Origin of the sequence: Bradyrhizobium sp. CIR18 (genome assembly GCF_014198295.1) — a bacterium.
Taxonomy (GTDB): domain Bacteria; phylum Pseudomonadota; class Alphaproteobacteria; order Rhizobiales; family Xanthobacteraceae; genus Bradyrhizobium.
In genome coordinates, this window is sequence record NZ_JACIHF010000003.1 from 373,185 (window position 1) to 389,058 (window position 15,874).

11 protein-coding genes and 1 pseudogene are annotated in these 15,874 nt (G+C 64.7%); 9 read left to right on the plus strand and 3 right to left on the minus strand.

The window, feature by feature from the left end:
* Nucleotides 1–151: 151 nt before the first annotated feature.
* A complete protein-coding gene (locus tag GGD65_RS14745) occupies nt 152–2,401 on the minus strand; it encodes an ABC transporter substrate-binding protein (RefSeq protein ID WP_183235718.1) in 2,250 nt (749 codons plus the stop codon).
* Nucleotides 2,402–2,618: 217 nt separating this feature from the next.
* On the opposite strand from GGD65_RS14745, the pseudogene GGD65_RS14750 reads away from it, so the two are divergent.
* The 5 genes and pseudogenes from GGD65_RS14750 to GGD65_RS14770 all read left to right on the plus strand — a co-directional run.
* Nucleotides 2,619–3,072: pseudogene (locus GGD65_RS14750) on the plus strand (hypothetical protein); the annotation flags it as partial.
* A 322-nt stretch (nt 3,073–3,394) separates the two neighbouring features.
* Complete coding sequence (locus GGD65_RS14755) at nt 3,395–4,432, plus strand: MBL fold metallo-hydrolase (RefSeq protein ID WP_018316818.1); 1,038 nt, start codon at nt 3,395–3,397, stop codon at nt 4,430–4,432.
* Nucleotides 4,433–4,511: 79 nt separating this feature from the next.
* Nucleotides 4,512–4,679, plus strand: coding sequence for a hypothetical protein (locus tag GGD65_RS14760; RefSeq protein WP_018316817.1), 168 nt, complete (start codon nt 4,512–4,514; stop codon nt 4,677–4,679).
* A gap of 294 nt (nt 4,680–4,973) precedes the next feature.
* Nucleotides 4,974–6,182, plus strand: coding sequence for an MFS transporter (locus tag GGD65_RS14765; RefSeq protein WP_183235719.1), 1,209 nt, complete (start codon nt 4,974–4,976; stop codon nt 6,180–6,182).
* Nucleotides 6,183–6,385: 203 nt separating this feature from the next.
* Entirely contained in the window at nt 6,386–8,095 is a 1,710-nt protein-coding gene (locus GGD65_RS14770) for an amidohydrolase family protein (protein WP_183235720.1), read from the plus strand.
* A gap of 204 nt (nt 8,096–8,299) precedes the next feature.
* Here the strand turns inward: GGD65_RS14770 and GGD65_RS14775 are convergent, their stop codons facing one another.
* Nucleotides 8,300–9,634, minus strand: a complete 1,335-nt coding sequence (locus GGD65_RS14775; protein ID WP_092251637.1) for an MFS transporter — start codon at nt 9,632–9,634, stop codon at nt 8,300–8,302.
* 153 nt (nt 9,635–9,787) lie between these two features.
* Here GGD65_RS14775 and GGD65_RS14780 point away from each other — a divergent pair, with 153 nt between their 5' ends.
* The 4 genes from GGD65_RS14780 to GGD65_RS14795 are packed head-to-tail and all read left to right on the plus strand — an operon-like array spanning nt 9,788 to nt 14,386.
* Nucleotides 9,788–10,441: an ABC transporter ATP-binding protein gene (locus tag GGD65_RS14780; RefSeq protein WP_183235721.1), complete on the plus strand. Its 654-nt coding sequence runs from the start codon at nt 9,788–9,790 to the stop codon at nt 10,439–10,441.
* Nucleotides 10,438–12,900: an FtsX-like permease family protein gene (locus GGD65_RS14785; protein ID WP_183235722.1), complete on the plus strand. Its 2,463-nt coding sequence runs from the start codon at nt 10,438–10,440 to the stop codon at nt 12,898–12,900. Before GGD65_RS14780 ends, GGD65_RS14785 begins: the two co-directional genes overlap by 4 nt.
* Nucleotides 12,890–13,972 carry a lipocalin-like domain-containing protein gene (locus GGD65_RS14790; protein ID WP_183235723.1) on the plus strand — a complete coding sequence of 361 codons (1,083 nt, stop codon included), beginning with the start codon at nt 12,890–12,892 and terminating at the stop codon, nt 13,970–13,972. The genes GGD65_RS14785 and GGD65_RS14790 overlap by 11 nt, the downstream gene beginning before the upstream one ends.
* 27 nt (nt 13,973–13,999) lie before the next feature.
* A complete protein-coding gene (locus GGD65_RS14795; RefSeq protein WP_018316810.1) occupies nt 14,000–14,386 on the plus strand; it encodes an MAPEG family protein in 387 nt (128 codons plus the stop codon).
* Nucleotides 14,387–14,636: 250 nt separating this feature from the next.
* Here the strand turns inward: GGD65_RS14795 and GGD65_RS14800 are convergent, their stop codons facing one another.
* Nucleotides 14,637–15,830 carry an ABC transporter substrate-binding protein gene (locus tag GGD65_RS14800; protein WP_179733004.1) on the minus strand — a complete coding sequence of 398 codons (1,194 nt, stop codon included), beginning with the start codon at nt 15,828–15,830 and terminating at the stop codon, nt 14,637–14,639.
* Nucleotides 15,831–15,874 lie beyond the last annotated feature (44 nt).

Genomic DNA, 15,874 nt, shown 5'->3' on the forward strand with positions numbered 1-15,874 from the left:
GTACCCAATCCGTCCGGCGGACGACGTCCGCATGACCGTCGGAAACAGACAAAGGAGGCGCGCTTGGTCATGTCGGCCAAGGACCAGATCCGGACTCATGCTGCGAATTTCAAGAAGGTGTGGCGGACCCGGCGAGGTATCCACGCTTGCCTCACACGGCATAACGCCGGTAGAGCACAACGATTACAGCGAGTACCGTCCCGGCATAAATGATCCGCGCTGCGTGATCCAAAACAATAGCGGCGCGCTTTCGGCCGGCGTCTCGAAGTTTTTCATGTTTGTAGCCCGCCAATATCGTCATCAGGCATAGTATGAAGAAAATGTAGAACATCTCTTCGACGACCACCGTATATCCGACATCGCCGACCTGACTGGCGACCGTCACGAGCAGCACCGCGCTCGCCAGGATCGAGGTCACTGGAATCGTCACGCGTTCACGAAACATGGTTTCGGGAAAGAACAGCGTCGCGAACACGACGAGCACGAGCAGAAACAGCGGCAATAGGTTCTTCAGCATGTAGATGGCGGAGCTGCGGCGCAGCATGATGGTCGCATCGAAGCCTGCGAATTCCGTCATTGCCTCGGCACCAAACGAGGACGCCTTTCCGAGCGTCGATCCGCTGGACTGAGATTCAACGAAATAGTTCAGTCCGAGAAATCGCCAGAGCTGAAGTCCGGAATAGGCCCCATCCTCGGCCCGCGAGCTTCCGTCGCCGGCGAGGCGCAAGCCGAACCGATCGATGACATAGGTGATGAGTTCCCGCCGCTGCTCCGTGTTCTGGAAACGTAGACGCAATTCCTGCGTGTCGAACGGATAATCATGGAGATCGAAACGGGCTTTGAAATCGCCGTTGATTCGATAGAGCCGATAGCTCAGGCCGTCTTCCTGTCCAATCTGAATCGGCCGAGCCGGATCGAACGCCCCGCGATCCAGCAAGGCCGGGAATTCGACGTGCGTCTGCGCCTCATCGTCCCCGGCGAACCGCATCCAGAGATAGAAGTCGACGTTGAACGAATTTTGCTTCACGTCGACCCGGCTGACGCGAATGATGTCGATGCCGGTATAAACGACGCGCTGAATCCAGTAGTGTCGGTCGCCGAACGTGACGACATGGCCCTTCTCTCGTTCCGCGGCGAGATCGATTCCTTTGGGCTGATCGATGCGCACGAGTTGCAGCGGCGCAGTGACGAACAAACCGTAACGGAAGAAACCCAGTCGAATCGGGCGCAGAATGTCGCGGTTCGTGTTGAAATAGAGCCGCCCAGTCAGCCCGACGACCGCCGATTTCGGATCGTTGATCGCGGCGAGCGCGACGCGCACACGGTCGCGATCTGCGACCTTGCTGTCGGATCGTTTCTGAATTCCCTGCCCCATAAACCGGGGATGTACGGCGGCTCGTTTTAGCGCATCGATCATCAGGCGCGCAGCGTCATACGAGCCGCCGGCAACCCAGCTTGGCAAGGTTCCCGCTTTCGCTTTGTAGTCGGCGGCAAAGACCTGCGCTGCCACGCCGGCACTGTCGAACATCAGCGAGGAAGCAGCATACAGATTCTCGCTGAAGAAACCCGGCTGCGCTTTTTCCTCGGGCTCATTGGCGAAATTCTGCAAATAGCTTTCGCGGGCCGCGGCTTGGGATGCAATGATCATTCCCTTGATACCGCGGCGGCGGAGCGCCTTGACGATGTCTGCGCTAAAATCGGTTGCCGCGCCGACGACAATAACACCGGGCCCGGGCTCCTGCGCGGCAGCGTCCAGCGCCTCATCCGTCGATCCGATCTGACCGGCTGCGACGTCCAGTCCGAACACACGCAACTGCTCCGCCGGATAGGCCGTCGCAAATCCATGCTCAAAACTCTTGCCGTAGGAATCGCGCGTGTGAACGAGACGGACTTTTGGCTCCCTCATCACGGCGCGCAGATGTTCCGCGATCGAGCGCGCCTGCACGGAGACCGGCGACAGCGCACGAAAATAATATTCACTGTTGTTTGTCAGATCGTCGGCAGCCGAGCTTCCCGTGAGTGCCGGTATCCGCGCATCCTTGTATATCGGCGCCGCCGCGAGCGACGCGGAACTAAGATAATGTCCGAGCACAGCGACGCACGGGCTGTCGGCAATCGCCTGCGCATTCGCGCGCGCCACAGCTGGATTGCTTGCGTCGTCGAACAGAACGAGCTCAATCAGCCGTCCGTTGACACCGCCCTTGGCGTTCACCTCGTCGATTGCAAGCTGCGTAGCGACCAGGCTTTCCGCCCCGATCGGGGCGGACGGGCCAGAGAGCGAATTGGCGAACGCGATGCGAATAGGCTCTGGGCGCGTCCAGAGGATGGCGGCCCAGGCGACAGCAAGCACCAGGACCACGCCCGCGACAACGGCAAGCCACACTATCGGCCGCTGCTTCATCGTCGATCCTCGCATCGGTCGGCATAAGCCGAGATTCGTCAGATCGAAGCCTCAATCAGGCCGAGACTGCCGCCGCTGACAGCGTTTTTCAAGCCCGCCCCATCGCCACCGGCCGTCCGCTCACGTCCGGCCCACCCTGATAAGCCGACGAGAAGCGGCTTGGCCCCGGTGTCACGCTGAAGGGCGTCGAGGACAATCCAGGCATTGCGGGACAGGGATGATTCGAGGTCCGATCTTTTGCGCGCTGATGCTGGCGCTGCTGGTCCGGGTCGCGATCCCAACGGCCTCGGCACAGCAGGTACCGCTGCAGGACAAGCCGTTCGCCGAGCACAAGATCGTGCTGCGACTCTCCGACGGCGACGCCAGGAAGCAGGCGCTGGTGCTCAGCGTCGCCAATAATCTCCTGAAGGCCTACGACCCCGACAAGATCGCGATCGAGGTCGTCGCGTTCGGCCCCGGCATCAATCTCCTGTTGTCCAGCAGCGAGCGTCGCAAGCAGGTCGAAAGCCTGATCGCGCAAGGCGTGCGCTTCGACATCTGCCTCAACACGGTGGATACGATCGAGCGCGAGACCGGCAAGCGGCCGGAGTTCATCCAGGCCGCGACCCCGGTGCAGGTGGGCGTCGGGGCAGATCCTGTTCCTGACGGAGAATGGATATACGGTGGTGAGGCTCCTGAGGGGGCGCTGCGCTCCCGCGTCGCACTCAGCTGTCGTCCCTGCGAACGCAGGGACCCAAACCGCGTGATCTCTCGATCGCGGCGGCAGGCGCACCGAACGGCTGGTCTTCGCCAAACTCCACCCTGGGGTGATGGGTCCCTGCGTTCGCAGGGACGACACTGAACTTGTGGGACGGCCATCGCGTCCAATCGGAGATTCGATCCTGCAAAGCAAAAATCTTCCAAAACTTGCGATCCGCCCAGTGAATTACTTCTCTTTCCGGCCCGGAACGTAGTAGAATCCTCGAAACCAGTTCCACCGCCGGACTTCCCGCCATGATCTTCCGCCAGCTCTTCGACAGCGTTTCGGGCACCTACAGTTACGTCCTCGCCAGCCGCCCCGGCGGCGAGGCGCTGATCCTCGATCCCGTGCTTGAGAAAGTCGACCGCTACTGCCAATTGCTGCGCGAGCTCGACCTCAAGCTGGTCAAGGCGGTCGACACTCATCTGCATGCCGACCACGTCACCGGCCTCGGCGAGCTGCGCGACCGCACCCATTGCATGACCGTGATGGGCGACCAGACCAAGGCCGACGTGGTGGCGATGCGGGTCGCCGACGGCGACAAGGTGACGATCGAGGGCCTGTCGCTCGACGTGATGTACACGCCCGGCCACACCGACGATTCCTATTCCTATCTGATGGGCGATCGCGTCTTCACCGGCGATACGCTGCTGATCCGCGGCACCGGCCGCACCGATTTCCAGAACGGCTCATCGCGCGCGCAATACGAATCGATCTTCAACCGCCTGCTCAAGCTGCCGGACGAGACGATGGTATTCCCGGCGCACGACTACAAGGGCGACACCGTCTCCACCATCGGCGAGGAGAAGCGCTACAACCCGCGGCTCCAGGTGCGCTCGGTCGACGAATATATCGAGCTGATGGCCAACCTGAAGCTGCCCAATCCGAAGATGATGGACGTGGCGGTGCCCGCCAACATGCATGTCGGCCTGCATCAGGAGGAGCTGGAGAAGGAAGGCCGCGCGCTCAGCGCGGTCGAGGCGATCCGCATTCTCGGCCGGCCCGATATGCTGCTGGTCGATCTGCGCGAGACCAACGAGCGGATGAAGCACGGCATGCTCGAAGGCGCGCTGCATACGCCCTATCCGTCCGTCGAGGAGAGCCTCAAGCCCGGCGGCATGCTGCGCGAGGTCGCCGCCGCCACCGGCCGCCGCATCGTGTTCTTCTGCGCCTTCGGCGAGCGCTCGGCGATGGCGGTGGCCGCCGCCAAGGCGGCCGGCCTTTCCAACACCGCCCATATCGCCGGCGGCGTGGATGCCTGGAAGAAGGCGGGCGGGCCGCTGGTGCACTGACGGCCTGCTTGCGATAGGTCAGAAACTACACATATGTTCCGTATAGGATCGGATGCAGCATCACCATCCGGGAACAGCCATGGCCAAGATCGGCAAGCCAAGCGAGCCGCCCAAAATCGCTGACAAAAAGCGGGCGGAAGACAAGGTGAAGATACCGCCGCCTCCTCTCGATGACGATGACTACGAGGACGGCGACATCGCGACGCCCAAACGCGACCGCTACGGTCCGGATGACGACCCGTTGTGAGGGCGGCCCCAAACTCCGCTGTCGTCCATGCCTAGTGCGCAATTGCGCACGGGGCGCAGGGACCCGTAGCCACAGGGAGGAGTTTTGCGGAGATCGTCGTTCGGCACTTCAACCGATCACAATCGAGACATCACGCGGTATGGGGGTCCCTGCTTTCGCAGGGACGACGGCGTGGAGGCACCTCAACGCGCTCTTCTACCACCCGCACTACCTGCCATGCGCCTGCGTTCATGGACAAATAACCGCTCTCCCCGATAGTTTGCGCGCCTTCCAGGGAGTGAAACCGGAATTGCAATGGTCGACGTTCTCGCCGCACCGCAGCAAGGCAAGGCGGACACCGCACTACGCACGCTGACCGGAATCTCGATCGCGCATTGGGTCAGCCATTTCCATCTGCTGGTCCTGCCGATGCTGTTCCCGTTCCTCAAGGCGCAGCTCGGCGTTGGCTATATCGAGCTCGGCTTCGCGCTCACCGTGTTCGCGGTGGTGTCCGGACTGACGCAGGCACCGACCGGCTATCTCGTCGACCATTTTGGCGCGCGGCGAATTCTGCTGGCCGGCCTCACGCTCGGCGGCTTCGCGCTGATCCTGCTTGGTCTGCACCTCAGCTACGCCTCGCTGATCGCCTGCGCCGTGCTGCTGGGCCTCGCCAACAGCGTCTACCACCCCGCCGACTACGCGATCCTGGCCGAGCACATGGACGAGGCACGGATGGGCCGCGCCTTCTCGATCCACACCTTTGCCGGGTTTCTCGGCGGCGCGGTGGCGCCGGCGATCGTGGCTGCACTCGTCACCCTGTCCGGCGGCGTCGGCGCGCTGATCGCCTCGGGTGCGATCGGCATTGCGGTGGCGATGCTGCTGCTCGTCATGAACATTCCCGACGCCGGCGCCAGCAAGAAGAAGCCGGGCGCGGAGAACGCACCGAAGCAGGCTGTCATCACGCCGGCGCTGATCGTGCTGACGGCGCTGTTCATGCTGCTCAGCCTGTCGGTCGCCGGTATCAACAATTTCGGCGTTGTCGCGCTGATGAGCGGCTATGGCACGTCCTATTCGGCCGCCAACGTCATGCTGACGGCATTCCTTGGCGCCAGCGCCGCCGGCGTGCTGGCCGGCGGTTTTCTCGCCGACCACACCGAACGCCACGGCTATGTCGCCGCGGCCTGCTTTGCCGTGAACGCGGCAATCGTGCTGCTGATCGCGCTCGTGACGCTGCCCGGTTGGGCGCTGACTGCCGCGATGACGCTCGCAGGCTTCCTCTCCGGCGTAATCGCTCCCTCGCGCGACATGCTGGTGCGCAACGCAGCACCTCCCGGCGCCGCGGGGCGCGCCTTCGGCATCGTCTCCACCGGCTTCAATCTCGGCGGCATTATCAGCCCGCTACTGTTCGGCTGGATCATGGACCAGAGCGCACCGCACTGGGTATTCGGCGCGTCGGTGATCTTCATGGTCGCGACGGTGGCGCTGTCGCCGTTCACGGAGCGGAAGCGGGCCAAGGCAAATTGAGTCGCCGGTATCGCCACAAATTGAGCTGTCGTCCCCGCGAACGCGGGGACCCATAACCACAGGGAGAAGTTGCGGCACGAGGTGGTCACTCCGAGTCGTCGCAAAACATCTCCCCGTGGTTATGGGTCCCGGATCTGCGCGCGCTTAGGGCGCGCTTGTCCGGGACGACGACAAGAAACAAGAAACAAAACGGGAAGAAACACATGAGCAATCCTGATCTGGTGATCCGCGGCGGCACCGTCGCGGACGGTCGCGGCGGCGAGCTGTTCGAGGCTGATGTCGCCATCACCGGCGGGAAGGTCAGCGAGGTCGGCAAGGTCTCTGGCAAAGGTGCCGAGGAAATCGACGCCCGCGGAAAACTGGTGACGCCGGGTTTCGTCGACGTGCACACCCATTACGATGGCCAGGTCACCTGGAGCCAGGACATCACGCCGTCCTCGCAGAACGGCGTCACCACCGCGATCATGGGCAATTGCGGCGTCGGCTTCGCGCCGTGCAAGCCCGCCGACCACACCCGCCTGATCCAGTTGATGGAAGGCGTCGAGGACATTCCCGAGCCTGTCCTGAGCGCCGGCATTCCGTGGGCGTGGGAGAGCTTTCCGGACTACATGAACTGGCTCTCCAAGCGCGATTTCGACATCGATGTCGGCGCGCAGCTGCCGCATGCGGCGCTGCGGGTCTATGTCATGGGCGAGCGCGGCGCGCGCCGCGATCCATCGACCGCCGAGGATAATGCGGCGATGGCCAAGCTCGCGGGCGAGGCGGTGCGCTCCGGCGCGCTCGGCTTCTCGACCTCGCGCACGCTCAACCACCGCACCTCGACCGGCGACTTCACACCGACGCTGAAGGCCGGCGAGGACGAGCTCACCGCGATCGCCGAGGCGATGCACAGCCAGGGCCGCAGCGTGCTGCAATTCGTGCTCGATCTCTCCACTATCCACGAAGATTTGCCGATGATGTTGCGGGTCGCCGACCCGACGAAGTGCCCGATCTCGTTCTCGATCACACAGAACGACAGATCGCCAAACCGCTGGCGCCAGACGCTGGACGAGATCAATGCAGCGGCGAAGCGCGGCCTCTCCATCACCGCGCAGATCGCAGCGCGCCCGGTCGGCCTGCTGCTCGGGCTCGAGCTGTCGCGCAATCCGTTCCAGACCCATCCGAGCTACAGGGCGATCGCGCATCTTCCCTTGAAGGAGCGGCTGGCACGGCTGCAACAGAGCGATGTGCGCAAGGCGATCCTGAGCGAGACGGCAACCGCCACCGACGATCCACTGTTCTTCCGGCCCAACTACGACAAGATGTTTCTGCTCGGCGATCCCCCCGATTACGAGCAGCCGCCGGAGAACGCGCTGGGGCCGCAGGCGCGCAAGCAGGGCCGTCAGCCGGAAGAGCTCGCCTATGATGCGATGCTGTCGGACGAGGGCCGCGGCATGCTCTACGTGCCGTTCCTCAACTATGCCGACGGCAATCTCGACGCGACCCGCGAGATGCTGATCGACCCGCAATCGGTGCCGGGCCTGTCCGACGGCGGCGGCATCATCTGCGATGCGAGCTTCCCGACCTATCTGCTGACGCACTGGACGCGCGACCGCACGCGCGGCGAGAAACTGTCGATCCCATTCGTGGTCGCGGCGCAGTCGCGCAAGACCGCACTCTCGGTCGGTCTCACCGATCGCGGCCTGATTGCGCCCGGCTACAAGGCCGACGTCAACGTGATCGACTATGACCGTCTGCATCTGCATCCGCCGAAGGTGCACTACGATCTGCCGGTCGGCGGGCGGCGGCTGTTGCAGGACGTCGACGGCTACGAGGCGACGATCGTCTCAGGCGTGGTGACGCGGCGGCACGGCGAGGCCACGGGCAGGCGGCCGGGGAAGTTGATTCGTGGGGCGCAGGGGCTCGCGAGCTAGCGGCGTTGTTGCTTACCCTCCCCTGGAGGGGTCCGGGACGACCGTAGCTCGCCCGTAGGTCGGCTCACACGGAGCGCAGGCGAAATGTGAGACGGGGTGGGGTGACAGTCTCTCCCCAACCAACGGTGCCCGAGCGGAGAGATCACCCCACCCCGCTCGCGCTTCGCGCTCTCCCCCTCCAGGGGAGGGTAAGAGAGCAGCCCCTTACGTCGGCGACACCACGCCCTTCAGCGCAGCTGGCTGCGGGGCGGCACCGCGCGTCAGCCTGGCCTTTTCCGAGTTCGGCCACAGCAGCAGCAGGCCGAGCAGGCCGGAGCCGACCATGATCACGGCGTTGATGGTGAAGCCGGCCATGTAACCATCGACCGTGCTGCCGGCACGCTGGATCATCGCCCCCATCACGGCCGGCGCGATGATGCCGGCCAGCGTGTAGAGCGCACCGTAGATCGCAAGGATCGCGCCACGCTGCGACGTCGGCGTGAACTCGCCGAGCATCGGCGGGCAGACCACATAGATCGCCCCGCACAGGCCAGAGCCGACCACGAGCAGCGCGATCTGGAGGCCCGCGCCCTGAACGTGCGGCATCGTCGCCAGAATCAACCCGCCGATCACCAGCGGCACCGAACCGAGCACGCCGCGCGCCACGCGGGTGTTGTAGCCGCGCGCCATCATCACCTGCGAGATCCACCCGGTGAGAATGACGATGGTGGCGCCGAACACCCAGGGCAGGATCGAGATGAAGCCGGCCTGGCTCTGCGAGAAGCCGAGCCCCTTGACGATGAACGGCGTGAACCAGGTCAGGCCGAGCGAGAGCGCCCAATAAGCACCGAAGGTCGCGGCGACACAGCCGATGAAGGTGCGAGAGGTGAGAAGCTGCAAGTAAGGGATCTTCTGCTCGGTCGCGGCGAGGACCTGCGTGTCCTCCAGCGGGCCTTCCTTGCCGAGCGCGAGCCAGGCACACACCCAGATCAGGCCGACGACGCCGAGCGCGCCGAAGGCGTAGTGCCAGGAATGGTTGACGATGATCCAGTTCAGCGCCGGCACCGCGAGGATGACGCCGAAGGCCGAGCCCTGCGACAGGATCGCGGTCGGCAGCGTGCGCTTCTCGTCGGGAAACCATTTGTAGATGGCGTGCGCGGCGACGGAGAAGGCCGGGCCTTCGCCGGCACCCAGCACGATGCGGCAAATCAGCAGCGTGGTGAAGGAGACGGTGCCAACCATCGGAAACTGCGCCAGCGCCCAGATCACTGCGAGCACGAGCAGCACCCAGCGCGTCGGCACCTTGTTGACGATGAAGCCGACCACGATGGCGGCGATCGAGAACAGGAAGAAGAACGAGGAGCCGAGCAGGCCGAACTGCTCCGGGGTGAGCTTCAGATCGGTCATGATCGGCACGCCGGCGAGACCGACGACGATCTTGTCAGCGAAGTTCACGACCATGAAGAGGAAGAGGAGAAACGTGACGGTCCAGGCGCCCTTTGGCGTTCCCTTGGTCCCGATCGCCTTGCCGGCTACCTCCGTCGTTCCCTCAACGCTCATGATTCTCCCCCGTCGATGTCTTTTGGTTTTTGGCACTTTTCTGATTTGGCTGTCTTGGGAGCTAACAACGGCTTCGAGACCAACGCAACCCGGCATTTCCGCAGCAAGTGTGCTACGCAGCAATTCCGCTCATTCCGCCCGGCGCCATTCATCGTGTTGAGCATCAAGAATCTCTCCAAGACCTTCTCCTCGGCCGGCGAGCCGGTCCATGTGCTGCGCGGCGTCGATCTCGACCTCAGGGCCGGCGAACGCGTCGCGCTGACGGGTGAGTCCGGCAGCGGCAAGAGCACATTGTTGCACCTGATCGCGGGACTCGATGCCGCCGATGGCGGCGCGATCCGGCTAGAGGACATTGAGGTCACCGCGCTGTCCGATGCAGGGCGCGCCAGCTTGCGGCGCGACCGGATCGGTCTGGTTTTTCAGCAATTCAACCTGATCCCGAGCCTGTCGGTCGCGGACAATCTGGCCTTTCAGGCGCGGATCGCCGACCGTCACGATGCAGCCTGGACCAAGGAGCTGGTCGAACGGCTCGGGCTCGGCGCTCTCCTGAAGCGCTATCCCGAGCAATTGTCCGGCGGCCAGCAGCAACGGGTCGCGATCGGCCGGGCGCTGGCGACAAGGCCGTCGCTACTGCTGGCGGATGAGCCGACCGGCAATCTCGATGAGGCCACCGCCGAGAACGTGCTGGCGCTGACGCGCGACCTGGTCGCGCGCACCGGCTGCGGCTTCCTGATGGTGACCCATAGCCTGCATCTGGCCGGCACGCTCGACCGCCATCTCAGCCTGCATGCGGGGCGGATCGCATGAGACGCGCGCTCTGGGTCCTCGCGGTGCTGCTCAGCCATTGGCGGCGTCACAAGATGCAGTTCGCGACGCTGCTGGTCGGGCTGATCGCGGCGACCGCGCTGTGGAGCGGCGTGCAGGCCATCAACCAGCAGGCCCGCAACGCCTATGACCGCGCCGCCGCGACGTTCGGCGGCGTCCGCACCGCCATGCTGGTCGCGCCTGCTAGCTCGACATTTCCCCAGGAGCTGTTCATCAAGCTCCGCCGCGCCGGCTGGTCGGTGTCGCCGGCGCTGGAGGGCCGGGTCCAGATCAACGGACGCTCGGTGCGGCTGCTCGGGGTCGAGCCGGTGACGCTGCCGCTCGAAATCGGCAACGCACCGCGTCTCGGTGCTGCGGATTTGGGCAGTTTTGTTGCACCGCCGGGCCAGACATTGGTGGGGCGGGAGACGCTGAGCGACTTGCAGGAAGCGGATGGCGCTGCGCCACCGATCAGCAACGGCGCGAAATTGCCGCCGCTGCGCGTGCTGCCGCAGCTCGCGCCCGGCGTGCTGGTGGTCGATATCGGCGTGGCGCAGCGTCTGCTGAACAAGCCGGATCAGCTGTCGCGGCTTCTGATCGGCAAGCCCAAGAGCAAGCCTGCGCCGCTGGCAAGCGTGGTCGGCGACCGATTGCAGCTGGTCGAGCCGAACGCGGAGACCGAGCTGGAGCGCCTCACCGACAGCTTTCATCTCAACCTCACGGCGTTCGGCCTGTTGTCGTTCTTCGTCGGGCTGTTCATCGTCAACTCGGCCGTCGGCCTCGCTTTCGAGCAGCGGCTGCCGATGTTGCGAACGCTGCGCGCCTGCGGCGCCTCGGCGCGGCTGGTCAACACCGTGCTGGTGATCGAGCTCGTGGCGCTGGCGCTGATCGCCGGCCTGATCGGGCTCGTCTGCGGCTATTTCATCGCGGCCGTGCTGCTGCCCGACGTCGCGGCGTCACTGCGCGGGCTCTATGGCGCTCAGATCCCGGGGCAGCTGACCTTACAGCCTGAATGGTGGCTCGCCGGCATCGGCATCAGCATTGCGGGCGCGCTCGTTGCGGCGGCGACCAGCCTGATCAAGGCGATCAGGATGCCGGTGCTGGCGACCGCGCAGCCGCACGCCTGGCAGCAGAGGCAGCGCCGCTGGCTGATCCTGCAGAGCTGTGCGGCCTGCGCCGTGTTCGCGGTCGCGCTGCTGTTGCTTCAGTACGGGCAATCCCTGATCGCGGGCTTTGGCGTGCTGGCGGCGCTGATGTTCGGCGCGGCGCTGATCCTGCCGGCGCTGCTCGAGATCATCCTGCTCGCGGGTCAGCGCGCCGCGAGAAAGCCGCTTGCGCTGTGGTTCTGGGCGGACAGCCGGCAGCAGCTTTCCGGATTGTCGCTCGCGCTGATGGCGCTGCTGCTCGCGCTCGCCGTCAATGTCGGGGTGTCCACCATGGTGGAAACCTTCAGCCGCACCTTCCTCGGCTGGCTGAACGGACGGCTCGCAGCCGACGTCTACATCAGCGCCTCCGACAATGCGCAAGGCGTTGCCATCCGCAACTGGCTGCGCGAGCGCAGCGACGTGCAGGCGATCCTGTCGGGCGGCCGTGCCGAGGCGCAGGTTCAGGGCCAACCGGTGGAATTGCTCGGCCTGCCCGACCACGCGCTCTATCGCGAGCGCTGGCCGCTGCTGGAAGCCGCGCCGCGCGGCTGGAGCCGGCTCGTGCCGGGCAATGCCGCCTTCATCAGCGAGCAGCTCAGCCGCCGCCTCAACGTCCGCATCGGCGACGTCGTCGAGGTGCCGGCACCTAGCGGGACATGGGAGCTCGACATCGTCGGCATCTATGCCGATTACGGCAATCCCAGGGGGCAACTCACCGTCAACGTCGCGGCGCTGATCCGGCAGTTTCCGCAGACGCCACAGACGCGGATCGGCCTGATCGTCGCGAAGGAGAACATTCCCGGCCTGATCGCGGCCTTGCAGAAGCAATTCGCACTCGACGACCGCAGTGTGGCCGACCAGGCGACGGTGAAGGCGGAATCGATCCGCATCTTCAACCGCACCTTTGCGGTGACATCGGCGCTGAACGCATTCACGCTCGGTGTCGCCGGGATCGCGCTGTTCACGAGCCTGCTCACGCTGGCGAACTCCCGCCTGCCGCACCTCGCGCCACTGTGGGCGATCGGCATCACCCGGCCGCGCCTGGCCGCGATCGAATTGACCAAGACGCTGTCGGTGGCGCTGTTCACGGCGCTGCTCGCCGTGCCGCTCGGCCTCCTGGTGGCGTGGTGCCTGATCGCGATCGTGAACGTGAAGGCGTTCGGCTGGCGGCTGCCTTTCCACGTATTCCCGCTGCAGCTGGTTGAGCTGGTCGCGGTCGCGCTGCTCGCGTCGCTGCTTGCGGCGCTGTTGCCGGTGGCACGGCTGGCGCGGATGCAGCCGGAAAATCTCGTCAAGGTGTTTGCCAATGAGCGCTGATCGCATGTCGCGCCGCGCCTTCGCCAGCGGCATCGCCGCGCTGGTGCTCGCACGCCGCGCCAGCGCGCAGGGCTATGCCGGGCTCGGTGAGAAAGCGGATGGCTTTGGGAAGGTGACGCCGGGAAAGCTGTTTGCCTTTCCTGGCGATCACGGGCCGCATCCGGAGTTTCGTATCGAATGGTGGTATCTGACGGCAAACCTCGTCGACGGCAGCGGCGCGGCGTGCGGCCTGCAATGGACGCTGTTCCGTCAGGCGGCGCAGCCGGGCCCGCAAGGCGAAGGCTGGGCCAATCAACAGGTGTGGATGGCGCACGCCGCGGTGACGCGCGCCGACACCCACCGCTTCAACGAAGTCTTTTCACGCGGCGGCGTGGGGCAGGCCGGCGTCACGGCAAAGCCGTTCGATGCCTGGATCGATGATTGGGAGATGAAGGGTTTTGAGCGCACCGACGATCGCACTTTGGCGCCGGTGGCGCTGAAGGCGTCCAGCACCGATTTTAGCTACGCGCTGACGCTGGAGGCCGACCGGCCGGTCATCTTACAGGGCGATCGCGGCTACAGCCGCAAGTCGGAGCGTGGGCAGGCGTCCTATTATTACAGCCAGCCGTTCTACCGCGCCCGCGGCACGCTCACCATCGACGACAAACCGGTGGACGTGACGGGCCAGGCCTGGATGGACCGCGAATGGAGCAGCCAGCCGCTCGACGCCGACCAGACCGGCTGGGACTGGCTGTCGCTGCATCTGTCGTCAGGCGACAAGCTGATGCTGTATCGGCTGCGACAGAAGGACGGCAAAGACTATCCGTTCGGCAACTGGATCAGCGCTGCCGGCGAAACGCAGATGATCGCGGGCGACGACATCCAGATGATCCCGAAGGCGACGGCGGAGGTTGCGGGACGCAAGCTGCCGGTGGAGTGGCAGATCGCGATCCCGTCGCGATCGTTCTCGATCCACTGCAAGCCGCTCAATCCCAGGGCCTGGATGGGGACCGGCTTCTCCTATTGGGAGGGGCCGATCAGCTTTGCCGGGACGCATGACGGCGTTGGCTATCTCGAGCTGACCGGGTATTGAAGCGCGGTCTGTTTGAAGGAACCAGCGATGTATCATTTCACCGCCCTCGTCACGCTGCTGGCGATCGCGTTTTATTTCTTCACCGCCATCAACGTGTCGCGCTCGCGCACCAAGACCGGCGTCAAGGTGCCGGCGATGTCCGGCCATCCGGATTTCGAACGCGCCTTCCGCATCCAGATGAACACGCTGGAATGGATGCCGATTGTCCTGCCGGCGCTCTGGCTATTCGCGATCTATATCGGCGACGGCATCGCGGCAGCGATCGGCGCGGTCTGGATCATCGGCCGCGTCGTCTACTTCATCGGCTATACGAAGGCGGCAGCCAAGCGCGGCACCGGCTTTGCGATCCAGGCGCTCGCCGCCATGGCGCTGTGGGCGGGGGCGCTTGGAGCGGTGGTGTTGCGGATGGTGTGAGGGATGATCTGCGGCCCCACGTTTCGCGTCGTCCCGGACAAGCGTAGCGAAGCGGAGCGCTGATCCGGGACCCATACTCACAGGGAGAGGTTTGGCGAAGACTCGAAGTTATCAGCCCGCGCGACAACTTCCCCCTGGGGTTATGGGTCCCCGCGTTCGCGGGGACGACAGAGAGTTTGTGGCACGAGCGTGGGTCCCGGCTCTGCGCAGCAGCGTTTCACGCTGCAGCCCGTCCGGGACACGAGAGCCGTCACTTCGTCAGCGGGCAGCCGCTTTCCTTGGCCGTGAAGAAGGCCTTGTCGCCGGGGACGGTGGCGAGCAGCTTGTAATAGTCCCAGGGCTTCTTCGATTCCGAGGGTTTCTTGACCTCGAACAGATACATGTCGTGGACCATGCGGCCGTTCTCGAGCACCTTGCCGCCCTGCGCGAAGTCATCGTTGACCGGGAGTTCCTTCAGCTTCTTGGCGACGGCTTCCGGATCCTTGGTGCCGGCGGCCTTGACCGCCTTGAGATAGCTCAGCGTCGCGGAGTAGGTGCCGGCGTGGATCATGCTCGGCATCCGGCCGGTGCGCTTGAGGAAGCGTTCGCCGAGATTGCGGGTCTTGTCATTGAGATCCCAGTAATAGCCCTCGGTCAGCACCAGGCCTTGCGCGGCCTGCAGGCCGAGGCCGTTCACTTCGGCAAGCGTCATCAGCAGGCCGGCAAGCTTCTGCCCGCTGGCGACTATGCCGAACTCGGACGCCTGCTTGATCGAGTTGGTGGTGTCGAGGCCGGCATTGGCGAGACCGACGATCTTCGCCTTCGAGCTCTGCGCCTGCAGCAGGAAGGAGGAGAAGTCCGACGAGTTGAGCGGCACGCGCACCGAGCCGACCACCTTGCCGCCATTGGCGGTGACGATCTCGCTGGTGTCCTTCTCCAGCGCGTAGCCGAAGGCGTAGTCCGCGGTGAGGAAGAACCAGGTGTCGCCGCCGGCCTTGGTCAGCGCACCACCGGTGCCGACGCCGAGCGCGCGGGTGTCATAAGCCCAGTGGAAGCCGTAGGGCTGGCACGCATCGCCGGTGAGTCGCGAGGTCGCCGCGCCGACGACGATGTCGATCTTCTTCTTTTCCTTGGAGAGCTCGTGGATCGCGAGCGCGACCGAGGAGGTCGTCAGCTCCGTGATCATGTCGACGTTCTCGACGTCGTACCAGCGCCGCGCGATCGAGCTCGCGAGGTCAGGCTTGTTCTGGTGGTCGGCGGTGACGAGCTCGATCTTCTGGCCGAGCACCTCGCCGCCAAAATCCTCGATCGCCATCCTGGCCGCCTCGACCGACCATTTGCCGCCGTAATCGGCATAGACGCCGGATTGGTCGTTGAGGATGCCGATCTTGACGCCTTGCGCGGAGGCCGGCGCTGCCAGCACCAGAGCAGAGGTTGCGACGGCGGCCAAAAGTGCTGATTTCATCTGTTAGCTCCCAGCAGTTTTCTGTTTTGAAATCGCGCGGATAC